Source organism: Streptomyces sp. NPDC001100, from assembly GCF_053598575.1.
Window position 1 is genome coordinate 34,449 of record NZ_JBSFKO010000006.1, and the last position, 22,569, is coordinate 57,017.

A 22,569-nucleotide genomic window follows, 5' to 3' on the forward strand; every position below is an offset into this window, starting at 1 on the left:
TGAGGCAGTTGTGAACCGGAAGCTATCCGAGCAACTACCGTCACACCAGAGGGGGTTGTGCACTCAGGGCACTTGTCGGCGGTTCAGCACAGGATCCAGCCCGAACTCACCGAGCCGCCCGCGACCGCGCCCTTGATCCGCACGCACCGATGGCCGGCGTGCACGGTGACCGGTCCGGCCCGGCGGGTGTACCGCCCCTTGTCGACGACCGGGCGGCTGCCCCGGGCCTGGACGCTGACCGACATCGTGCGCTTGGCGCCGGGGTTCTTGGGGGCGGTGTACGCGCAGATGTAGTCGCCCCGTCTGAAGACATGGACGGTGCCGGTGGAGAAGGGCAGCGTCGCCACCTCCCGCCCCGGGCAGACCGTGGCCGCCTGGGCACTGCCGGGGGCCGCGAGCGCGAGCAGTCCGGACGCGGTGAGCACGGCCATGCCGAGCGCCACCCGCCGTCGTAGCGCACCCATCTCCACAGTCATCCCTCCCGCACAGCAGCCGAACAGCGTACTGATGTACGGACGCACGACGTATGTCGAACGGTTGCGCGGCCAGGGCCGGACATACCCGCCGCCCCTCAGCGGACCGTACCGACCGGCTCCTCGGACTCGGGCGCACCGACGAACGTCCGCCACAGCTCCGCGTAATACCCGCCGAGCGCGAGCAGCTCGTCGTGCGTGCCGTCCTCCACGACCCGGCCGTGATCCATCACGACGACCCGGTCGGCGCGGGCCGCCGTCGTCAGGCGGTGGGCGACGACGAGAGTGGTGCGGCGGCCGGCGAGGCGGTCGGTGGCCTGGTTGACCTGGGCTTCTGTGGCGAGGTCGAGGGCCGCTGTCGCCTCGTCCAGGAGGAGGATGTCGGGGTCCACCAGCTCCGCGCGGGCCAGGGCGATCAGCTGGCGCTGGCCCGCCGAGAGGTTGCGGCCGCGCTCGGCGACCTCGTGGAGGTAGCCGCCGTCCAGCGTGGCGATCATCTCGTGCGCGCCGACCGCGCGGGCCGCCGCCTCCACCTCGGCGTCGGTGGCCTCGGGGCGGCCGTAGGCGATGGCGTCACGGACGGTGCCCTGGAAGAGGTACGCCTCCTGGGGGACGACCCCCAGGTGGTGGCGGTACGACGTGATGTCGAGCGAGCGGAGGTCCGTGCCGTCGACCGTGACCCGGCCGCCCGTCGGGTCGTAGAAGCGGGCCACCAGCTTCACGAGCGTCGACTTGCCCGCGCCCGTCTCACCGACGAAGGCGACCGTCTGGCCCGCCGGGATCCTCAACTCGACGCCCCCGATGGCCTCTTCGTCGTCCCCGTACGCGAAGTGCACGTCCTCGAAGGCGATGTCGCCGCGCAGGGAGAGGACTTCGAGGGGTTCGTCGGCGGCCCGGGTGGAGGTCGGTTCCTGGAGGAGTTCCTGGATGCGGCCCAGGGAGACCGTGGCCTGCTGGTAGCCGTCGAAGACCTGGGAGAGCTGCTGGACCGGGGCGAAGAACAGGTCGATGTAGAGCAGGTACGCGACCAGGGCGCCTGTCGTCAGGGTCGCGTCGTCCACGCGTCCCGCGCCCGCGATCAGTACCGACGCCGCCGCCACCGACGACAGCAGCTGCACGAAGGGGAAGTAGATCGAGATCAGCCACTGGCCCCGGGTGCGGGCCGCCCGGTAGCTGCTGCTGCGCTCGGCGAACCTCCTGCCGCCGTCCCGCTCACGCCGGAACGCCTGCACGATCCGCAGCCCCGACACCGACTCCTGGAGGTCGGCGTTGACCAACGACACACGCTCACGGGCGAGTTCGTACGCCTTCACGCTCGCCCGGCGGAAGAAGAAGGTGGCGAGGATCAGCGGGGGCAGCGTCGCGAACACGACCAGCGCCAGCTGTACGTCGATCACCAGCAGGGCGACCATGATGCCGAAGAAGGTGACGACCGAGACGAAGGCCGTGACCAGGCCCGTCTGGAGGAAGGACGAGAGGGCGTCGACGTCCGTCGTCATCCTCGTCATGATCCGGCCGGTCAACTCCCGCTCGTAGTAGTCGAGTCCGAGGCGCTGGAGCTGGGCGAAGATCTTCAGGCGGAGGGTGTAGAGGACCCGCTCCCCGGTGCGTCCGGTCATCCTCGTCTCGCCGCGCTGCGCCGCCCACTGCACGGCCACGGCGACGAGCGCCAGCAGCGAGGCCGACCAGATCGCGCCGATCGCCATCTTCGTCACGCCCTGGTCGATGCCGTGCCGGATCATGATCGGCAGCAGCAGGCTCATGCTCGCGTCCACGGCGACGAGGCCGAGGCTGATGAGCAGCGGGGCGCCGAAGCCGCGCAGCAGCCGGCGCAGCCCGTACGAGTCCTCGGCACGCACCGCGCGCGCCTCGTCGATGTCGGGGGTGTCGGTCGCCGGCGGCAACGCGTCGACCTGGGCGAGGAGTTCGGGCGTCGCGGGCATCCCGGACAGCGCGGTGTCCTTGGGTTCGCGGTCGCCGGTCCACAGGCGGGGCGTGACCCCGCGCTCGGCGTCGAACTCCGCGTCCAACTCCGCGCGTACGGAGGTGTCTTCGGCCGGTTCGGCGGTGGGCAGGGCGTGGCCGGGCGAGACGCCGCCGAGTTCGTCGGGGTCGGTGAGGAGGCGGCGGTAGAGCGGCGAGCGCTCCTGCAACTCCTCGTGCGTGCCGATGTCCGCGAGGCGGCCCCCGTCGAGGACGGCGATGCGGTCGGCGAGGTTGAGGGTGGAGCGGCGGTGCGCGATCAGCAGCGTGGTCCGGCCCTCCATGACCTGCTTCAGGGCCTCGTGGATCTCGTGCTCGACGCGCGCGTCCACCGCCGAGGTCGCGTCGTCCAGGACCAGCAGGCGCGGATCGGTGAGGATCGCGCGGGCGAGGGCGACGCGCTGGCGCTGGCCGCCGGAGAGGGTGAGGCCGTGCTCGCCGACCGTCGTGTCGTAGCCCTCGGGGAGCTCCGCGATGAACCGGTCGGCCTGCGCGGCACGGGAGGCGGTGAGGATCTCCTCCTCGGTGGCGTCGGGGCGGCCGTAGGCGATGTTGTTGCGGACCGTGTCGGAGAAGAGGAAGGAGTCCTCGGGGACCAGGCCGATCGCGGCCCGGAGGGAGTCGAGGGTCAGCTCGCGGACGTCGTGGCCGCCGATCAGGACCGCGCCGTGGGTGACGTCGTAGAAGCGCGGGAGGAGGAGCGAGACCGTGGACTTGCCGGAGCCCGAGGAGCCGACGACCGCGAGGGTCTCGCCGGGGCGGATCTCGAAGCTGAGGCCGTCGAGGACGGGGCGGTCGTCGTCGTAGCCGAAGGAGACGTCGTCGAACTCGACGGTGGCCGGGGCGTCGGCGGGGAGTTCCTTGGTGCCGTCCGTCATCGAGGGCTCGGTGTCGATGAGCTCCAGGACGCGTTCGGTGCCGGCGCGGGCCTGCTGGCCGACCGTGAGGACGACGGCCAACATACGGACCGGGCCGACGAGTTGGGCGAGGTAGGTGGAGAAGGCGACGAACGTGCCGAGCGTGATGTGCCCGCGCACCGCGAGCCAGCCGCCGAGGGCGAGCATCGCGACCTGGCCGAGGGCGGGGACGGCCTGGAGGGCGGGGGTGTAGCGGGCGTTCTGCCGGATGGTGCGCAGGCGTCCCGCGTACAGCCGGCGGCCGACCTCCCGCAGCTTTCCGGTCTCCTGGTCCTCCTGGCCGAAGCCCTTCACCACGCGTACGCCGCTGACGGCGCCGTCGACGACTCCCGCGACGGCGGCGGCCTGGGCCTGCGCGTACCAGGTGGAGGGGTGGAGCTTGCTGCGGCTGCGCTTGGCGATCCAGCCGAGGGCGGGAGCGACGGCCAGCGCGATCAGGGTCAGCGGCAGCGACAGCGAGGCCATGATCGCGAGGGAGATCATGAAGAGCAGGACGTTCCCGATGGTCATCGGGAGCATGAAGAGCAGGCCCTGGATCAACTGGAGGTCGCTGGTGGCGCGGCCGACGACCTGGCCGGTGGAGAGCTCGTCCTGGCGGCGGCCGTCGAGGCGGGTGATCGTGCCGTACATCTCGGTGCGGAGATCGTGCTGGACGTCCAGGGCGAGGCGGCCGCCGTAGTAGCGGCGGATGTACGTGGAGACGTAGACAAGGAGCGCGGCGACGACCAGGGCGGCTGCCCAGGGGGCCATGGAGCGGGTGTGGCCGTCGATCACGTCGTCGATGATCACCTTGGTGACCAGCGGGACGACGGCCGTGACGGCCATACCGGCGAGGGAGGCGCCGAGGGCCAGGACCACGTCCTTGGGGTATCGCCAGGCGTATCCGGCGAGCCTTCTGGCCCAGCCCTGTGTCTCCCCCTGTTTCACTGCCACGCGGGTGCCTTCCGTTCGCCGTCTACGGAAGGCACCAACGCGGAACGGGGCGGATTTCATCCCTCCGCAACAAAACGCTCCGCTGGGTCGAGCGGGAACGTGCGGGTCCGTCGTGGCTGGTCGCGCCCACGCGGCGGAGCCGCATATCGATACAGCCCCGCGCCCCTAGGGGGTTACTCGCACCCGGAGGTAGTAGAACCGGGTCGTCTGGACCGCGTTCTGGTTGTCGTCGCTGACCAGCAGGACCTTCAGGCGGCCCTTGTCCCGGCCCGTGATCACCATGCCCTCGATGTTGTCGAGGAGGGGATTCGGCTGGGGCTGCTTCGCGGTGGCGCCGAGGGACGGGCAGTCGGCGATGTCGGCGAGGAGGGTCTTCTTGACGAGGCGGACGCCGGGCTGGCCGGTGAGGTGGTCGACGCCGCTCGTGTCCGTCGCGTGGCGCGGGTCGGCCAGGTAGAGGCGGACGGTGTTGCCGACGCCGCTGGTGAAGCCGCGCTCCAGGACGAGGAGGCGGCCGTCGGGAAGGGCCTGCACCTCGGGGACGCCGAGGAAGGTGGCGTCGGTCTTGTAGGCGTACTGCGCGGCGAGCCTGAAGTGGTCGCCCTTGGTCCGGGTCCAGGTCTGGAAGCGGACGGCGCCGGAGGTGTCGCCGGCGATCGGGTACTCCATCGACGCGAGGAGCGTGTGGCCGCCGGGCAGCAGGGTCAGGCCCTCGAAGGTCTGGTTGGAGACGGCCCGGCCTGCCGGGGCGACCAGCAGCGAGGACGGGACCGGGAAGCGGTCGAGGATCTTGCCGTCGGTGGAGTAGCGGCGGATGGACGGCTCGGTCTCGGAGGTGATCAGCCGGGTGCCGTCGCGGTCGATGGCCAGGCCCTCGGAGTCGAGGGCGGCGCCGTTCTCGTCGGCGAGCGGGACGACGGCCTTCGGCCGGAGGGTCTTCGCGTCGAGGCTGAACAGGGAGGAACGGTCCTCCAGCGCGGCGAGTGAGCCGTCCTTGTCCACCGCGAGCGCGGAGAAGTTGCCGACGAAGGTGCCGTCGTACGTCGTCTTGTCGAGCGCGTCGGAGAAGCGGTCGATCGAGACGGACGGCGAACAGGCGTTGGTGGTGAGGGAGTTGCTGGTACGGGAGCTGCTGGCGCTCGCGGGCCCGGCGGCGGTGAGGCAGGTGGCCGCCGCCAGGCCGGCGGTCGCGGTCGCGAGTACGGTTCTCAGGCGCATGGGCGCCACCGTAGGACGGGTGGGTGACGGGCGGGAGACCCGTCGGTTAAGCCAGGTCCTTGTGAATCGCCTTTGCGACGCCCTGGATCGTGGTGATGCCGTAGCTCATGGTGCTGTTGTCCTGGGTGAGGACGGACATCATGTAGTCGTGGCCGCCGCCGTCGAAGGTGCCCAGGCTGTGCACGCGCCAGCCGTGCGTGGAACGCTGCAGCCAGCCGTTCTTGACGTGCACGGTGACGGTCGACGGGGCGCCGTACGGCGTGCCCCAACGCTGGCTGGAGATCACCTGGTTCATCAACTTAAGGATGTACGCACGGGAGTTGTCGCTCAGCACGGTGTTCTTGGCGGTGACCAGCTTGAGCAGCTTCTGCTCGTCGGTCACGGTCTCCTGGGTCAGACCCCAGTAGTTGTCGGCGCCCGGCTTGGTCTGCGTCATGCCGGCGGCGGCGAGGAAGCCCTTGATCTTCGTCAGGCCCAGCTGCCTCCACAGGGTGGAGGTCGCGTCGTTGTCCGACTTGGTGATCATGGCCGTGGCGAGCGTGGTCTCCCGCGTCGTCAGATAGCGGTTGTGCTTCTTCGCGTCCCACAGCAGCGTGGCGAGCACGGTCACCTTGACGGAACTGGCCGAGTCGTAGGCGGTCGTCGCCCGCAGGGTGCAGGTGGTGTTGGTCTTGCGGTCGTAGAGGCCGACGGCGACGGTTCCCTTACGGGTCGCGAGGGCGGCGGTGATGTCCTTCTTCAGCTTGTCGGCGAGGCCGGCCCTGGCGGACGTACAGCTGACCGTCGGAGTGGCGGCGGCAGCGGGCGTTGCGGCGGCCAGCACGGGTATGAGCACCCCGGCGCCCGCGCCGGCCGCCAGCACTCTGGCCCGGCGGGATATCCATTGAGTCATGCATGACATGACTCACAGGAAGGCGTGAAAGGTTGTACGGGTTGGGGAACGGTTGTACGGCCCGTTACCCGGGCCTTTGCGAATTCACAGCCGAGTACCAGGTCCGGCACAGCACGCACCCACCCTGCCTTCGCACGATGGCCGGGTGACATCTGCCACCGATCCACACCCCCACACCGAACCCGCGTCCGCCGACTGGCCGCCGCCGGCCCCACCCGAGACGGCCCCGCCCGAGAAGGCGCCCCGCTGGTCGCTGCCCGCGCTGGTCGCGATCATGGTGCTCGCCGCCGTGCTGTACTCCTGGAACCTGACCGGTTCCAGCCTCAACAGCTTCTACAGCAGCGCCGTCTACAGCGGCACACAGAGCTGGAAGGCATGGTTCTTCGGCTCGCTGGACGCGGGCAACTTCATCACGGTCGACAAGCCGCCCTTCTCCCTGATGGTGATGGGCCTGTCGTGCCGGATCTTCGGCTTCGGCACCTGGCAGATGATGCTGCCGGAGGTCGCCGCCGCGCTCGGCACGATCTGGATCCTGCACTCCTCCGTGAAGCGGTACTTCGGCCACGTGGCCGCGACCATCGCGGCGCTGGTCCTCGCCCTCACCCCGATCACGGTCGCCATCAACCGCGACAACAACCCCGACACCCTCCTCGTCCTGCTGATGGTGGCGGGCGCGGCCCTCGGCCTGCGCGCCGTGCGCACCGAGCGACTGCTGCCACTGGTCGGCTCCGCGGTCTGCTTCGGCTTCGCCTTCAACACCAAGCTCCTCCAGGGCTACATCGCGCTGCCCGCCGTCTTCGCCGTGTACCTCTTCGCGTCGAAGCTCGGCTGGAAGAAGAAGCTCGTCCAACTCGCCGTGGCCACGGTCGCGTTGGCCGTCTCCAGCTTCTGGTGGGCCACGGCCGTCTCCCTCGTCCCCGCCTCCGACCGCCCCTACATCGGCGGCTCGACAGACGGCACGGCCTGGGACCTGATCATGGGCTACGACGGCTTCGGCCGCGTCTTCGGCGGCGAGGGCAACGGCGGCGGAGGTGCGGGCGGTGGCGGAGGCGGCGGTACGTTCGCCGGCACCGCCGGCATCGGCCGTATGTTCAACGACATCCTCGGCGGCCAGATCTCCTGGCTGCTCCCCTTCTCCGCGATCGCCCTGATCGCCGGCCTGGTCCTGGTCGGCCGCGCCCCGCGCACCGACGCGACCCGCGCCGCGCTGGTCATGTGGGGCGGCTGGACGCTGCTGCACTACGTCACGTTCAGCATGGCCCAGGGCACGATGCACCCGTACTACACGACCGCGCTCGCCCCGGGCATCGCGGCGCTGTGCGGTGGCGGCGGCGTGATGCTGTGGCGCGCCTTCCGCGGCGGCGACGCGCGCTGGTCCTGGGTCCTCCCGGCCGGCCTCGCGGTCACCGGCATCTGGGCGATCGTCGTCCTGCGCCGCGCCTCCGGCTGGAACACCTGGCTGTGGCCGACGGTGGGCGTGCTGATGGTCCTCGCGATCGTGGGCCTGTTCGTCTTCCGCTCGGGCTCCGGCAACCGGGCCCGGCTGCTGACCGCGTCCGTCGTGGCGGCGATCATCGCCGCGCTCGCCGGTCCGACGGCGTACGCCGTGACCCCGGCCGCGTCCAGCGGTTCCGGCGGCGGCATGGGCGGTACGAACCCGACGGCGGGTCCCTCGACCGGCGGCGGCTTCGGCGGCGGCGGTCCGGGCGGCGGCAACCGCGGCGGCTTCGGCGGCCAGCGGGGCGGCGAGATGCCCGGCGGCACCCAGGCGGGCGGCCAGGCCGGCGGCGAACTCCCCGGCGGCGGCACGGCTCCCGGCGGGATGACGCCGGGTGGCGGCGGCACGGGTGAGGTACCTCAGGGCGGCGGAGCGCCGAGCGGGGCGCCGACCGGCGGTACGACGGGTGGCGCGGCCGGTGGCCAACAGGGCGGTACGACCGGGGAGTTGCCCGGCGGCGGTACGGCTCCCGGCGGGACCGGGACCGGTGGTACGCGCGGCGGGTTCGGCGGTGGCGGCATGGGCGGTACGACGTCCAGCGCGCTCGTCTCCTACCTGGAGAAGCACCAGGACGGCGCCAAGTGGCTGCTCGCGGTGTCGAACTCGCAGAGCGCGGGCCAGCTGATCCTCAGCACCCACAAGCCCGTCATCTCCATGTGGGGCTTCACCGGCTCCGACAAGGCGATGACCCTCGCCAAGCTCAAGGAGCTGGTGAAGAAGGGCGAGTTGCACTACATCCAGCTCGGTGGCGGCGGGATGGGCGGCAACAGCACCCTGAACACCGAGATCACCGCGTGGGTGCAGAAGAACGCGACGGCGGTGAAGGAGAGCGCGTACGACAAGAGCGCGGCGACGGAGTCGAGTTCTTCGTCCTCCACCAGCTCGACTACCAACACGTCGACGCTGTACAGGCTGGACCCGTCGGACGTGAAGTAGCACTGACGCAGACAACGCCGAACGGCCCCCGACCTACCCGGTCGGGGGCCGTTCCCGTGCGCCTCCGCACAGTCAACTCGCGTAGACACGAGGCAAATTGTCGCGCCCGGTCACCTGATCGACACGTCTCGTTTATTTACAGGACCGCATGTGCATGTCACGCTCCCGTTTGCCGCCCCATTCAACCCGCGTAGATGGGACACTCTTTATGTTGTTGGTGACTCGCATGCACCGCTGGAAATCGGTGGCGTTGACCACCGCCGCGGTCCTGGTGGGCCTCGCGGCCCCGGCCCTGACGGCGACTCCGGCCTCCGCCACGACGACGGCGTACGACTCGACGTACTACAAGAACGCGGTCGGCAAGACCGGTACGAGCCTGAAGTCCTCGCTGCACACGATCATCAGCACCGGCGTCACGAAGATCTCGTACGCGGCGGTCTGGGACGCGCTGAAGGCCACCGACCAGGACCCGAACAACAGCAACAACGTGATCCTGCTGTACAGCGGTGTCTCCCGCGCCAAGTCCCTCAACGGCGGCGACGTCGGCGACTGGAACCGCGAGCACACCTGGGCCAAGTCCCACGGCGACTTCGGCGAGGTGGTCGGCCCCGGCACGGACCTGCACCACCTGCGTCCCGCCGACGTCCAGGTCAACAGCATCCGCGGCAACCTGGACTTCGACAACGGCGGCAGCGCGGTCACCAACGGCGGCGGCTCCACCGTCGACTCCGACTCCTTCGCGCCGCGCGCGGCGGACCGGGGCGACGTGGCCCGCATGATCCTCTACATGGCCGTCCGCTACGAGGGCGACGACGGCTTCGCCGACCTGGAGCCCAACGAGAAGGTCAACAACGGCAGCAACCCCTACATGGGCAAGCTCTCCGTCCTCAAGGCCTGGAACGAGGCGGACCCGCCGAGCGCCTTCGAGGAGAACCGCAACAACGTCATCTACAACACGTACCAGCACAACCGGAACCCGTTCATCGACCACCCGGAGTGGGTGGAGGCGATCTGGTAGGCGGCAGTGCTCTGTCGAACTCCCCCTGATTCAGGGGGAGTTCTGCCATCTCCCGATCAGCTCCGGCGCAGCAGCCGCCGCGCCACCACATGCGCCCCGACCGTCGCCGCCACCGCGACGGCCGCACCCCGCGCCACATCACCCGGTCGCGTGGGCCGCAGCGCACCGGCCCGCCGCAGCCGCCCCCGCGCCCACAGCGTGAACGGCACGACCACCAGCGGCGAGGTCACCACCCCGGGTGTGTATCCACGGACGGCGGCGGCCTGGGCCATATGCGCCAGGGCGTGCAGCCCGAAGCCGTTGAGGGCCGCCTGGTAGAAGCCGGAACGGCCGCCCGTGCGGTGTCCGTCGGCGGCGGCGAGCGCGACCATCCCGCCCATCACGGCGACGGCCGTCGCGAACTCCCGCCCGTCCATGGCCTCCAGCTGCCGCCACACCCGCTCCGGCACCCGCGGATACCGCTCCCGCAGCCCGGGCACGTGCTCGCGGGCCCAGCCCGGCATCGCGGCCACCTCCTCCAGATCGTGCACCGCCCAGGCCGCCAACAGCCCGAAAGTCACGCCGACTTCGACGGCCCGGCCGCCCTCGCCTGCGCCCATCTCGCGTCCGCCCATCTCGCGTCCACTCATGCGCGGGAGTCTGCCAGCACGGACGCGTGCCGCAGCCCCTCATGTCTACGATGGATCCGTGGCCTCTTCGTCGTCCCTTCGCATTGCGACAGCCCAGGTGATGATCAGCGACGACGCCCGCCGGAACGGGCCGGTGATCCGACGGCTGATGCGGGAGGCCGCCGAGGCGGGTGCCCGCCTGATCCTGTTCCCCGAAGGCTGTCTGTCGGGCTACGCCAAGGAGCAGATCCAGGACTGGGACCAGGTGGACTGGCCCGCGGTCGAGGAGGAACTCCGCCAAGTGGCCGCGCTGGCCGCCGAGTTGCGGCTGTGGGTGGTGCTGGGCAGCGCCCACCGGCTCACCCCGCCGCACCGCCCGCACAACAGCCTGTACGTCATCGCCGATGACGGCCGGGTGGTGGACCGCTACGACAAGCGCTACTGCTCCAACACCGAGATCCTCCACTACTACACACCGGGGTTCACACCGACCACCTTCACGGTCGACGGGTACCGGTTCGGCTGTGCCATCTGCATCGAGATCAACTTCCCGGAACTGTTCGTGGAGTACGAACGCCTCGGCGTGGACTGCCTGTTGCTGTCGGCCTACCCGGTCAACTCGGTCTTCGAGGTCAAGGCCCGGGCACATGCCGCGATGAACAACTACTGGCTGGCGATGGCCACACCGGCCCAGACCACCGCTCTCCTCAACTCCGAACTGATCAGCCCGGACGGCACCGTCCTGGCCCAGGCCGACGCCACGACCGAGCTGATCATCGGCGAACTGGACCGCGACGCCCCCGAGTTCGACATCGCCCTCAACAAGGCCCGCCCCTGGCGAGCCGGCGCCCGCCAGGGCGACATCTACCGCAGCCGCCGCGTCTTTGATCCACGGAGCGACAGTCCGGCCGACTTCGTCTGACGGGGCGGCTTCGTCTGACAGGACGGCTTCGTCTGACGGGGCGGGCGGCTGCGGATTCGAAGTCCCAGCGCCGGACCCCGTACCACGTCACCCGGCGACCATTCGCCCGTTCGGTGGAAACCGGAGTCCTCTCGGTGCTCGTACGCGGACGGCGACGCTCTGGACGGCATCGTGGCACCCGTCCCGGCCCACCCGGCCCACCCGCCCCCGCACTCCAGGAGGACTTCATGCTCGGCACCGACTTCGTCACCGGATCGCCCAACTGGCTCGACCTCGGCAGCCCCGACACCGACGCGGCCGCCGCGTTCTACGGCGCCGTCCTCGGCTGGCAGTTCGTCTCCGCCGGGCCCGAGACAGGCGGATACGGCTTCTTCCAGGTGGACGGCAAGACCGTCGCGGCGCTCGGACCGCTCACCGAGGAAGGAGCGCGCTCCGCCTGGATGATCCACTTCAAGACCGAGGACATCGCGGCCACCGTCCAGGCAGTCACCGCCGGTGGCGGCACCGTACGGATGGAGCCCATGGACGTCATGGGCGAGGGCATGCTGGCGCAGGCCACCGACCCGCAGGGCGCGCAGTTCGCGCTCTGGCAGCCCGGCAGGACGGCGGGTCTGGAACTCACCTCGGCCCCCAACACCCTGCTCTGGGTGGAACTGCACGCCACCGACCCGGAGGCGGACATCGTCTTCTACCAGGGCCTGTTCGGCTGGCGCAGCCAGGACATGCCGGCCCCCGGCATGACGTACCGCGTACTGAGCACCAGCGCCGGCGACCAACAGGACGCCTCCTTCGGCGGGGTCGCACCGCTCAACGCGGGCGAGGGCGAACAGCCGCGCTGGGTACCGTACTTCCACTCGACGGACGTCGACGCCACGATCAACTCGGCGACCTCCAACGGCGGTTCCGTACTGATGCCGGCGGCGGACGTACCGGAGGTCGGCCGCATCGCCTGGCTCGCCGACCCCTTCGGCGCGGCGTTCGCCCTGCTGAAGCCCGATCCGCAGATGTGACGAAGAACGTGGAAGGGGGCGGCGAAGATGGCCGCCCCCGTCACCCCAAGTGCGTAGCCGCGAACATCCGCAACACAGCCGGGAGTACGACCACGGAAGGTCCCGGTTCCCCCAACGCCTTCGCCAGGTCCGACTCCAGCGCCTCCGGCGACGTCCGTACCCCCGGCACCCCGAACGACTCCGCCAGCGCCACGTAGTCCGGCCGGGTCAGTTCCGTAGCCGTCGCCTCGCCGAACGCGTCCGTCATGTACTCGCGGAGGATGCCGTAGCCGCCGTCGTCGACGATGAGCCACGTGACGTTCAGGTCGTACTGTCGCGCCGTCGCCAGCTCCGCGATCGAGTACAGCGCGCCCCCGTCGCCCGACACCGCCAGCACCGGCCGCGTGGGGTCCGCCGCAGCCGCGCCCAGGGCCGCAGGGAAGCCGTAGCCGAGGCCGCCCGCGCCCTGGGCGGAGTGGAGGTGATTGGGGCCCTTCGCGTCGAACGCCGACCAGGCCCAGTAGGCGAGGATCGTCATGTCCCAGAAGGAGGGGGAGTCTGCCGGCAGCGCCCTTCGTACCGACTCCAACACGCCCTGTTCCAGGGTCAGTTCCTGAGCGGCGATACGTTCCCGGACCTTCTCCAGAACACCCCGTACCCGCTCCTCCGCCGTCGGATCCGTCCGCTCCGTCACCGTCTCCAACAGCGCCTGCACCGCGTGCCACGCGTCCGCGTGGATGCCCAACGCCGGGTGGTTCGACTCCAGTTTGCCGAGGTCCGCCTCGATCTGGATCACCCGGCCACGCGGCCTGAACGTGTGGTAGTTCGACGACAGTTCGCCCAGACCCGAGCCCACCACCAGCAGGACGTCCGCGTCCTCCAGGAAGTCCGTCGTGTGGCGGTCCTCCAGCCAGGACTGGAGGGACAAGGGGTGCGTCCAGGGGAACGCGCCCTTGCCGCCGGGGGTCGTGACCACCGGCGCCCGGAGCTTCTCCGCCAGCTGCCGCAGCTTCTTCGACGCGTCCGCCCGTACGACTCCCCCGCCCGCGATGATCGCCGGACGGGAAGCCCTCGACAGCAAGTCGGCCGCTACGGCGGTCAGTTCGGGGCGCGGGACCAGGTCCTCCGGGGTCGCGTCCACCGCCGTCACCACGGGCAGCAGGGTCTCGGCCAGCAGGACGTCCTGCGGGATCTCCACCCATACCGGGCCGTGCGGGGCCGTGAGTGCCGACTTCCACGCCTCCGCGATCGCGGACGGGATCTGTGACTGCGTGCGGACCGTGTGGACCGACTTCACCACGCCCCTGAACGAGGCCGACTGGTCGGGGAGTTCGTGCAGATAGCCGTGACGGCCGCCGCCCAGGCCCGCCGTCGGGATCTGGCTGCTGATGGCCAGGACGGGGGCCGAGGCCGCCCGCGCCTCCTGGAGTGCCGCCAGTGACGTCAGCGCGCCGGGGCCCGTGGACAGCAGCAGCGGCGCCGCCTCGCCCGTGATGCGGCCGTACGCGTCCGCCGCGAACCCGGCGTTGTTCTCCACCCGCAGGCCGATGTACCGCAGGTCGGAGCGGCGCAGCGCGTCGAACATGCCGAGCGCGTGCTGCCCGGGCAGCCCGAAGACGGTCGTCGCGCCGAGCCCGGCCAGGGTCTCCACGACCAGGTCGCCGCCGTTGCGCCCGGGGGGCGGGTTCAGCGCGGCGGTGATCTGCGCGGCCGTGGGGCGGAGTTCCAGGTCGTGGTCGTGGGTCACTTCGAACGGGCCTCGGCAATCTGACGGGACATGATGGTGATCAGGTCGTACGCGGTGTGGGACGCGGCCACCGACGTGATCTCGGCGTGGTCGTACGCCGGTGCCACCTCGACGACGTCCGCCGACACCAGGTTGCAGGATGACAGGCCGCGCAGGATCTCCAGAAGTTCGCGGGAGGTCAGGCCGCCGGCCTCGGGTGTGCCGGTGCCGGGCGCGTGGGCCGGGTCGAGGCAGTCGATGTCGATGGAGATGTAGAGGGGGCGGTCGCCGATGCGCTGGCGGAGCTGGTCGGCGACCTCGTCGGCGCCGCGCCGGTAGACGTCGGCGGACGTGACGATGCCGAAGCCCATCTTCTCGTCGTCCTTGAGGTCCTGCTTGCCGTAGAGCGGGCCGCGGATGCCGACGTGCGAGAGCGCCTCCGTGTCGAGGATGCCCTCCTCCACCGCGCGCCGGAACGGCGTGCCGTGCGTGTACTCGGCGCCGAAGTACGTGTCCCAGGTGTCGAGATGGGCGTCGAAGTGGAGCAGCGCCACCGGGCCGTGCTTCTTCGCGACGGACCTCAACAGCGGCAGCGCGATGGTGTGGTCGCCGCCCAGGGTCATCAACCGGGCGCCGGCGCCCAGGAGTTGGTCCGCGGCCTCCTCGATCGTCTCGACGGCCTCGTTGATGTTGAACGGGTTCGCCGCGATGTCACCGGCGTCCGCGACCTGCGCGAGGGCGAACGGGGACGCGTCCTGCGCCGGGTTGTACGGCCGCAGCAGCCGGGACGCCTCGCGGATCGCGTTGCCGCCGAAGCGCGCGCCCGGCCGGTAGGAGACACCGGCGTCGAACGGCACCCCGACCACGGCGACGTCCGCGCTGCCGACCTCGTCAAGACGCGGCAGCCGGGCGTAGGTCGCGGGGCCGGCGTAGCGCGGGGTGCGCGAGGAGTCGACAGGGCCGCGGGGCGTCTCGTTGCTGGTCATGGGGGCTGCCTTCTTTCCTACGCTTCGTCGCGTATGGGCTTCTTTGTGCGTCTGCTACGACTCTACTGGTGGGCGGCGACCGGTTCGGACGCCAGTTCGGGGGTACCGCGCCCGGCGAGCCGCTCCCGCCACGCGGCCAGCACCGCCGCGTCGGTCGCCGGCGTCACGAGCGACACGGCGACGTAGGCGACGAGGGACGACAACAGGCCGTAGTAGACGGGCTCGTTGGCGAGGATGCCGTAGGTCGCCATCAGGCCGACGACCGCGAGGCCGCCGACGGCGACGGAGGCGAGCGCGCCCTGCGCGGTGCCGCGCTTCCACAGCAGGCCTCCGAGGATCGGGACGAGGAGGCCGCCGACGAGGAGGTTGTACGCCACGGTCAGCGCCTCGACGACGTTGTTGAGCGCGATCGCCGTGACGATCACCGCGACGCCCATGACGAGGATGAAGGCACGGTTGCCCCGCACCTCGTCATGTTGCTCCTCCTCGCCGTCCCGCCGGACGGCTCCCCGCAGTTTCGACCAGATGTCGTTGTTGGCGACCGTGGCGCAGGCGATCAGCGCGCCGGAGGAGGTCGACATCACGGCGGCGAGTGCGGCCGCGAGCACCAATCCCCTTACGCCGACCGGGAGTTCGTCCTTGACGATGGTCGCGAAGGCGTCGTCCGCGCTGCCGAGGTCGGGGTAGAGGACCTTGGCCGCCGTGCCGATGACGGCGCCGGCGAGGGCGTAGACGAGACAGTAGGTGCCGGCGACCGTGCCGCCCCACTTGGCGGTCCTGTCGCTGCCGGCCGTGAACACGCGCTGCCAGATGTCCTGGCCGATGAGCATGCCGAACGTGTAGATCAGGACGTACGTGAAGATCGTCTCGCCGCCGATGCCCAGCGGGTCGAAGTACCCGGTGGGCAGCTTCGCCTTCATCTCGCCGAACCCGCCGGCCTTGACGACCGCGATGGGGAGCAGGAGCAGCAGCACGCCGATCGTCTTCACCACGAACTGCACCATGTCGGTGAGGGTGATGGACCACATGCCGCCCAGCGTCGAGTACGCGACGACGATCGAGCCGCCGAGGACGATCGCGACCGTGCGGTTCATGTCGAAGAGGACGTCGAAGATCGTGGCGTAGGCGATGGTCGAGGTGACCGCGAGCATCAGGGTGTAGGCCCACATGACCACGCCGGAGATCACGCCCGCGCGGCCCCCGTACCGGAGATCGAGCATCTCGGAGACGGTGTACACCTTCAGGCGGGCGATGCGGGCGGAGAAGAAGACGGAGAGGGCGAGCAGGCCGAGACCGATGGTGAAGACCATCCACGCCCCGGACAACCCGTACTGGTAGCCGAGACCCACGCCACCGATGGTGGACGCGCCGCCGAGGACGATGGCGGCCATGGTGCCGGAGTACATGACCGGGCCCAGGCGGCGGCCCGCGACCAGGAAGTCGCTCTTGGACCTGGCGCGGCGCATGCCCCACCAGCCCATGGCCAGCATGCCGGCCAGGTAGACGACGATGACGGTGTAGTCGACGGCCATACGGGGGCCTCCTTCGCGCGCTCTCGGGATCTCGGGGTTTCCCGGGGGTGGCTTGCGTCGCGACCGACCCTAGGTGGCCGGAAAGCGGCTGCGAAGTGTACGTTTCATCCATTCGAGCACGAGGTGATGGAGGAAACGTCCACCATGCCGGACCTCACGATTCCCCCTGCACCCCCTACGCCCCCTACGCCCCCTACACCTCCCGTACCCCTCGCCGCCCTCCTGGCCCGCGAGGACCTGGGACTGCGGCAGATCGCGGGCCCCACCGACCCCGACACCGTCATCCACTGGGCGCACACGTCGGAGATGCCGGACCCGTATCCGTATCTGCTGGGCGGTGAGCTGCTGCTGACGGCGGGCGTCCACATCCCGGAGGCGGCGGGCTCCGGCACGTACTTCGCCGACTACGTCTCCCGGATCGTCGAGGCGGGCGGTGTGGCCCTCGGCTTCGGCGTCGCGCCGGTCCACGACACCGTGCCGAGGGCCCTGGTCGCGGCCTGCGACCACTACGACCTGCCGCTCCTGGAGGTCCCGCCGCCGACCCCCTTCTCCCGCGTGGCCCGCGCGGTCTGGCAGCTGATGGCGCAGGCCCGCCTCGCCGAACTCCGCCGCGTCACCGAGGCCCAGCAGAGCCTGGCGGCAGCGGCCTCCCGCCCCGACCCGGTCCCTTCGGTGCTGCGGCAACTAGCCCAGCGCGTGAGCGGCCGGGCCGTGCTGTACGGGCCCGACGGCACGGAGATCGCGGCGGCGGGGCGGAACACGACGGGAGCGGACGAGCTGGCGGGGCTGGCACGGGTGGTGCGCCCCGCGGAAGCACCCGCCTCCGCGTCCCCCGCCTCCGCCACCGACACCGTCCCCGGCGCCCATCTCGCGGCCTACGCCCTGGGTACCGGTCAGGGTTTCGTCCTAGGGGTCGCCGCCCCGCACCGCGACCCCGGCGATCACACCATCGCCTCCGTCGCCGCCGTACTGCTCTCCCTCCTCACCGGCGAACACCAGAGCCGCACGGGAGCGAACCGTTCGTCGGCGCTCGTACGACTGCTGCTGGGCACCCCGCCGGAGGACGTGGCGCCGCTGCTCGGCGCGGACCGGTGGGTCGTCGTGCACGCGGCGCCCGACACCCCTGTTTCCGACCCCGTCGCCGCGTCCGCGCTCGGCGCCGCCCTGGGTTCCGCGCTGATCGACCTGACGCCGGAGGTAGTACGGGTACTGGTCCCCGCCGAACGCGAACCCGGCCCGCAAGCCGGCTGGACCCTGGGTGTCAGTACCCCCGTAGCTCCGCAGGACTGGTCCGCCGCCGACACCCAGGCGGCCCGTGCCCTGGCGCGGGCCCGCGCGACCCGTGCCCCGCTGGTCCGGCACGGCGCCGCCGGCCGCCCCGGCCTCGCCGGACTCGTCCCCCACGGGGAGGCCGAGGCGCACGCCCGTATCCTTCTCGCCCCGCTCGCCGCGAACCCGGCGCTCACCGAGACGCTGCGCACCTGGCTGTCCCTGCACGGGAGTTGGGACCGTACGGCGGTCGCGCTGGCCGTGCACCGCAACACCGTGCGGCAGCGGATCGCCCGGTGCGCGGCGCTGCTGGACGCGGACCTGGACGATCCGGACGTACGGATGGAGCTGTGGTTCGGGCTGCGTCACCTGTGAGCGGCCGGCCGTGAGTGATCCACATCCCAGCGTTCGGGACGTCGGGCAGCGGCACAGCCCGCTGCTCCACAATGGGAACCATGCCGATACCCGGGACCCCAAGCCGCGCCGAGCTCGTCGATCACCTTGTGAAGACCCGTATCGCGGGCGACGTAGCCACCCCCCGCGAGAACAACCTCTCCCACTACCGCAAGCTGGCCAACGGCGACCGCCACTACTGGCTCGGTCTGGAGCTCGGCAACCGCTGGTCCGACGAGCAGGACGTGCTCGCGGTGATGGCGGAGCGGGTGGGGGTGAACGACGATCCCGAGTACCGCTACGGCCAGGACACCATCGACCCGGAGCTGACGGTCGCGGCGCTCGACCGTCTCGCCGCGCGGCTGCGCAAGGCGGCCGACGGACAGCAGCGGGTGCTCTTCGCCACCGGTCACCCGGGCGGTCTGCTCGAAGTGCACCACTCCACGGCCGCCGCGCTGCGCACGGCCGGCTGCGAGATCGTGGTGATCCCGGAGGGGCTGCAGACGGAGGAGGGGTACGTCATGCAGTTCGCGGACGTGGCCGTCCTGGAGCACGGCGCCACGCTCTGGCACACCCACTCCGGTGAGCCGATGAAGGCGATTCTGACCGCCCTGGAGCGCGAGGGCCGCCCGCTGCCCGACCTGGTCGTCGCCGACCACGGCTGGGCGGGCTACGCGGGCCGCCACGGCGTCGACTCCGTCGGCTACGCGGACTGCAACGACCCCGCGCTCTTCCTCGCCGAGTCCGAGGGCACCCTCCAGGTGGCCGTCCCGCTCGACGACCACGTGGTCAGCCCCAGGTACTACGACCCGCTGACGGCGTATCTGCTGGCGGAGGCGGGACTGAGCTGAGGGACAGCGGCCAACTCCCTTGTCACGGCCAGGGGTTGAGCCCCTCCGCCCGCCGTTGCGCATAGCCCGGCGTCGGGTCCAGATACACCCGGTTCACCGACGGGAACGCCTCCCGCAGCCGCTGTTCGGCCTGTTCGCAGGCCCACTCGATCTGCGCGGCACTCGACCGGTCCCTGAAGTCGATCTTCGCGGCGACCAGCGCCTCGCGCGGGCCCTGCACGAGGGTCGTCAACTCCAGTACGGCTTCGATGTGTTCGACTCCGAGCAGCTCTTCCCGGATGCGGTCGCGCATGGCCTTGGGCAGGGGGCGGCCGATGAGCAGTTCGGCGTTGGAGCGGCCCAGCACCCAGGCGACGTAGAGCAGCAGGAGGCCGATGCAGAGGGACGCGAGGCCGTCCCAGACGCCGGAGCCGGTGAGCTGTCCGCCGAGCAGGCCGCCGGCCGCGAGGACCAGGCCGACGAGGGCGGCGGAGTCCTCCAGTACCACGGCCTTCACCGCGGTGTCGGGGGTGTAGCGGAGGTAGCGCTTGAAGGAGGCGTCGAAGCGGGCTGCCTCGCCGCGCGCCTGGCGTACGCCCGTCCGCAGGGAGTAGCCCTCCAGGAGGAAGGCGACGCCGAGCACGATGTAGGAGATGAGCGGGTCGCCCAACTCCTCGCCGGCGACCAGGGTGTGGATGCCGTCGTAGATCGAGAAGACGGCGCCGCCGACGAAGGTGGCGACGGCGGCGAGCATCGCCCAGATGTAGCGCTCGGGGCCGTAGCCGAGGGGGTGGTCCTCGTCGGCGGGTTTCTCGCTGCGCTTGAGGGCGGTGAGGAGGAGGAGTTCGGTGACCGTGTCGGCTACGGAGTGCGCGGCCTCGGAGAGCATCGCGCTGGAGCCGCTGATGACGCCCGCGACCGCCTTGGCCAGCGCGATCCCCAGGTTGGCGACGGCCGCGACGATCACCGTGAGGATGGACTCGCCGCCGCCCTCGTCTTCCTCTGCTTCTGCCATGCCCCTCAGTGTTCCCGAGGAACCCGGACGACACCCTCCTGGATGACGGAAACGGCCAGCCGACCGTCCTGGGTGTAGATCCGGGCCTGCCCGAGCCCGCGCCCGCCGTACGCCGACGGGGACTCCTGGTCGTAGAGCAGCCACTCGTCCGCGCGGAACGGCCGGTGGAACCACATCGCGTGGTCGAGCGACGCCCCTACGACATCCCCCACGGCCCAGCCGCCGCGGCCGTGCGCGAGGAGGATCGAGTCGAGGAGGGTCATGTCGGAGACGTAGGTCGCGAGTACTACGTGGAGCAGGGGGTCGTCCACCAGCTTGCCGTTGGTGCGGAACCAGACCTGGGAGTGCGGTTCGCGCGGCTCGCCGAACCTGCCGTACGGCGGGTCGTCGACGTACCGGAGGTCGATCGCCTCGCGGGTCTCCAGGAATCGTTCAACGATCCTCTGGTCGAGGTGGTCGTAGCCGAGCAGCCGCTCGCGGCCCGTGGGGACCGTCTCCGGGTCGGGCGCCGGCGGCATGGGCGTCTGGTGGTCGAGGCCTTCCTCGTACGCCTGGAAGGACGCCGACAGCGCGAAGATCGGCCGGCCGTGCTGGACGGCGAGCACGCGGCGGGTGGTGAAGGAACGGCCGTCGCGGATCCGCTCGACGGTGTAGACGATGGGCGCACCCGGGTCGCCCGTGCGCAGGAAGTACGCGTGCAGGGAGTGCGCGTACCGGTCGGCGGGGACCGTCCGTCCGGCGGCGACCAGGGCCTGGGCCGCCACCTGGCCCCCGAAGACGCGGGGGACGACGGCGGAGCGGGACTCGCCGCGGAAGATGTTCTCCTCGATCTGCTCCAGGTCGAGCAGATCGAGGAGATCCTGTAGTGCCTGGTTCATGGGGTTAGTTGTACCGGGCAGTAATTGCCGGGACCTTACAGACCCATGTCCTTGGCGATGATCGTCTTCATGATCTCGCTGGTGCCGCCGTAGATGCGGTTGACGCGGTTGTCCGCGTACAGGCGGGCGATCGGGTACTCGTTCATGAAGCCGTAGCCGCCGTGCAGCTGGAGGCAGCGGTCGATCACGCGGTGCGCGACCTCGGTGGTGAACAGCTTGGCGCTGGCCGCCTCGGCGGGGGTCAGCTCGCCGGCGTCCAGGGCCTCGGTCGCGCGGTCGACGACGGCCTCGGCGGCGTCCACCTCGGCCTGGCATGCGGCCAGTTCGAACTTGGTGTTCTGGAACGCGGCGACGGGCTGGCCGAAAACCACGCGGTCCTGCACGTACTGCTTGGCGAACCGGACGGCGGCCTTGGCCTGCGCGTAGGCACCGAAGGCGATGCCCCAACGCTCGGAGGCGAGGTTGTGGCCGAGGTAGTAGAAGCCCTTGTTCTCCTCGCCGAGGAGGTCCTCGACGGGCACCTTGACGTCGACGAACGCCAGCTCGGCGGTGTCGGAGGTCTTCAGGCCGAGCTTGTCGAGCTTGCGGCCGACCGAGTAGCCCTCGGCCTTGGTGTCCACCACGAAGAGGGAGATGCCGTGGCGGCGGTCCTCCTTGGTGGACGGGGAGGTGCGGGCGCAGACGATCATGCGGTCGGCGTGCACACCGCCGGTGATGAAGGTCTTGGCGCCGTTGAGGACGTAGTGCGTGCCGTCCTCGGAGAGCTTGGCGGTGGTCTTCATGCCCGCGAGGTCGGAACCGGTGCCCGGCTCCGTCATCGCGATGGCCCACATCTCCTCCCCGGAGACGAACTTCGGGAGGTACTTCTTCTTCTGCTCCTCGTTGGCGAGCAGCTTGATGTAGGGCAGGCCGAGCAGCACGTGCACACCGGAGCCGCCGAAGGAGACACCCGCGCGCGCGGTCTCCTCGTAGAGGACGGCCTCGAACTTGTACGAGTCGATGCCCGCGCCGCCGTACTCCTCGTCCACGCGGATGCCGAAGACGCCGAGCTCGGCGAGCTTGTAGTAGAACTCGCGCGGCGCCTGGCCGGCGGCGAACCACTCGTCGTAGACGGGGACGACCTCGGCCTCGATGAAGGCCCGCAGGGTCTCCCGGAACGCCTCGTGGTCCTCGTTGAACACAGTACGGCGCACCGCCGCCACCTCCGCATGGATACCTGACGCATGTCTAAGCGCTTGCTCAGGACATCACGGTACCGGCGAGTAGGGGGAGCGTCCAGCGGAATGGGCACGTAACGCTCGTCACGCGCCTTGCCCACCCACCCGCCCGACTCGGTAGGCCGAGAGGCCCCGACACGGGGCTCCGCCCCGGACCCCGGGGGGCGACTCGACCGCGCCCGCGTCGCCAGCCGCGCCCGCCCCGAAGGGCTTCCGGCCCTCGGCTCTTGGCTTTCGGTTTTCGGCTTCGCGCCTCCGGCCTTCGGCTTGCGGCTTGCGGCTTGCGGCTTCCGGCTTCCGGCTTCCCTCTCTCGTCTGTTCGGTTCGCGGTCCCGG

General features: G+C 70.7%; 17 protein-coding genes. 6 read left to right on the plus strand and 11 right to left on the minus strand.

Translation table 11 applies throughout. The annotated features are described in order from the left end of the window. Window positions 1-83 precede the first annotated feature (83 nt). The 4 genes from ACWDEW_RS10355 to ACWDEW_RS10370 all read right to left on the minus strand — a co-directional run bounded on the left by ACWDEW_RS10355 (window position 84) and on the right by ACWDEW_RS10370 (window position 6,416). Window positions 84-476 (minus strand): hypothetical protein, encoded by a 393-nt coding sequence (locus ACWDEW_RS10355; RefSeq protein ID WP_450511464.1) that lies wholly within the window; start codon window positions 474-476, stop codon window positions 84-86. A gap of 95 nt (window positions 477-571) precedes the next feature. Further along, the gene (locus ACWDEW_RS10360) at window positions 572-4,306 is read right to left on the minus strand and encodes an ABC transporter ATP-binding protein (protein WP_450511465.1); all 3,735 of its coding nucleotides are present in this window, start codon (window positions 4,304-4,306) and stop codon (window positions 572-574) included. Window positions 4,307-4,471: 165 nt separating this feature from the next. Further along, a complete protein-coding gene (locus tag ACWDEW_RS10365) occupies window positions 4,472-5,524 on the minus strand; it encodes an esterase-like activity of phytase family protein (protein WP_450511467.1) in 1,053 nt (350 codons plus the stop codon). A 46-nt stretch (window positions 5,525-5,570) separates the two neighbouring features. After that, window positions 5,571-6,416 (minus strand): serine hydrolase, encoded by an 846-nt coding sequence (locus ACWDEW_RS10370; RefSeq protein WP_450511469.1) that lies wholly within the window; start codon window positions 6,414-6,416, stop codon window positions 5,571-5,573. A gap of 145 nt (window positions 6,417-6,561) precedes the next feature. Here ACWDEW_RS10370 and ACWDEW_RS10375 point away from each other — a divergent pair, with 145 nt between their 5' ends. After that, complete coding sequence (locus ACWDEW_RS10375; RefSeq protein ID WP_450511471.1) at window positions 6,562-8,850, plus strand: ArnT family glycosyltransferase; 2,289 nt, start codon at window positions 6,562-6,564, stop codon at window positions 8,848-8,850. Window positions 8,851-9,076: 226 nt separating this feature from the next. Continuing rightward, window positions 9,077-9,868, plus strand: coding sequence for an endonuclease I family protein (locus ACWDEW_RS10380; RefSeq protein ID WP_450511473.1), 792 nt, complete (start codon window positions 9,077-9,079; stop codon window positions 9,866-9,868). A 56-nt stretch (window positions 9,869-9,924) separates the two neighbouring features. On the opposite strand, the gene ACWDEW_RS10385 is transcribed toward ACWDEW_RS10380, so the two are convergent. Then, window positions 9,925-10,467 carry an HXXEE domain-containing protein gene (locus tag ACWDEW_RS10385; protein WP_450511915.1) on the minus strand — a complete coding sequence of 181 codons (543 nt, stop codon included), beginning with the start codon at window positions 10,465-10,467 and terminating at the stop codon, window positions 9,925-9,927. Window positions 10,468-10,555: 88 nt separating this feature from the next. Between ACWDEW_RS10385 and ACWDEW_RS10390 the strand changes: the two genes are divergently transcribed. Together ACWDEW_RS10390 and ACWDEW_RS10395 are read left to right on the plus strand one after the other, a co-directional pair. Continuing rightward, window positions 10,556-11,398 (plus strand): carbon-nitrogen hydrolase family protein, encoded by an 843-nt coding sequence (locus ACWDEW_RS10390; RefSeq protein WP_450511474.1) that lies wholly within the window; start codon window positions 10,556-10,558, stop codon window positions 11,396-11,398. Between the two features lie 227 nt (window positions 11,399-11,625). After that, entirely contained in the window at window positions 11,626-12,408 is a 783-nt protein-coding gene (locus tag ACWDEW_RS10395) for a VOC family protein (RefSeq protein WP_450511476.1), read from the plus strand. A gap of 40 nt (window positions 12,409-12,448) precedes the next feature. Here the strand turns inward: ACWDEW_RS10395 and ACWDEW_RS10400 are convergent, their stop codons facing one another. The 3 genes from ACWDEW_RS10400 to ACWDEW_RS10410 form a co-directional block, all read right to left on the minus strand. Further along, window positions 12,449-14,134, minus strand: coding sequence for a thiamine pyrophosphate-binding protein (locus ACWDEW_RS10400; protein WP_450511478.1), 1,686 nt, complete (start codon window positions 14,132-14,134; stop codon window positions 12,449-12,451). Then, window positions 14,131-15,099, minus strand: coding sequence for an agmatinase (speB, locus tag ACWDEW_RS10405; RefSeq protein ID WP_450511480.1), 969 nt, complete (start codon window positions 15,097-15,099; stop codon window positions 14,131-14,133). Before speB ends, ACWDEW_RS10400 begins: the two co-directional genes overlap by 4 nt. A gap of 62 nt (window positions 15,100-15,161) precedes the next feature. Further along, window positions 15,162-16,631 carry a sodium:solute symporter gene (locus ACWDEW_RS10410; protein ID WP_450511482.1) on the minus strand — a complete coding sequence of 490 codons (1,470 nt, stop codon included), beginning with the start codon at window positions 16,629-16,631 and terminating at the stop codon, window positions 15,162-15,164. Window positions 16,632-16,757: 126 nt separating this feature from the next. On the opposite strand from ACWDEW_RS10410, the gene ACWDEW_RS10415 reads away from it, so the two are divergent. Both ACWDEW_RS10415 and ACWDEW_RS10420 read left to right on the plus strand, forming a co-directional pair. After that, window positions 16,758-18,275: a PucR family transcriptional regulator ligand-binding domain-containing protein gene (locus tag ACWDEW_RS10415; protein ID WP_450511483.1), complete on the plus strand. Its 1,518-nt coding sequence runs from the start codon at window positions 16,758-16,760 to the stop codon at window positions 18,273-18,275. An 80-nt stretch (window positions 18,276-18,355) separates the two neighbouring features. Beyond that, on the plus strand, window positions 18,356-19,144 hold the full coding sequence (locus ACWDEW_RS10420; RefSeq protein WP_450511485.1) for a phosphatase: 789 nt from the start codon (window positions 18,356-18,358) through the stop codon (window positions 19,142-19,144). Window positions 19,145-19,166: 22 nt separating this feature from the next. On the opposite strand, the gene ACWDEW_RS10425 is transcribed toward ACWDEW_RS10420, so the two are convergent. From ACWDEW_RS10425 to ACWDEW_RS10435, 3 genes are read right to left on the minus strand one after another with little or no spacing between them, the layout of a single operon-like run. Continuing rightward, window positions 19,167-20,138 (minus strand): cation diffusion facilitator family transporter, encoded by a 972-nt coding sequence (locus ACWDEW_RS10425; protein ID WP_450511487.1) that lies wholly within the window; start codon window positions 20,136-20,138, stop codon window positions 19,167-19,169. Between the two features lie 5 nt (window positions 20,139-20,143). Then, window positions 20,144-21,016: an acyl-CoA thioesterase gene (locus ACWDEW_RS10430; protein ID WP_450511488.1), complete on the minus strand. Its 873-nt coding sequence runs from the start codon at window positions 21,014-21,016 to the stop codon at window positions 20,144-20,146. Window positions 21,017-21,051: 35 nt separating this feature from the next. Beyond that, window positions 21,052-22,209: an acyl-CoA dehydrogenase family protein gene (locus tag ACWDEW_RS10435; protein WP_093627016.1), complete on the minus strand. Its 1,158-nt coding sequence runs from the start codon at window positions 22,207-22,209 to the stop codon at window positions 21,052-21,054. Between the last annotated feature and the right edge of the window lie 360 nt (window positions 22,210-22,569).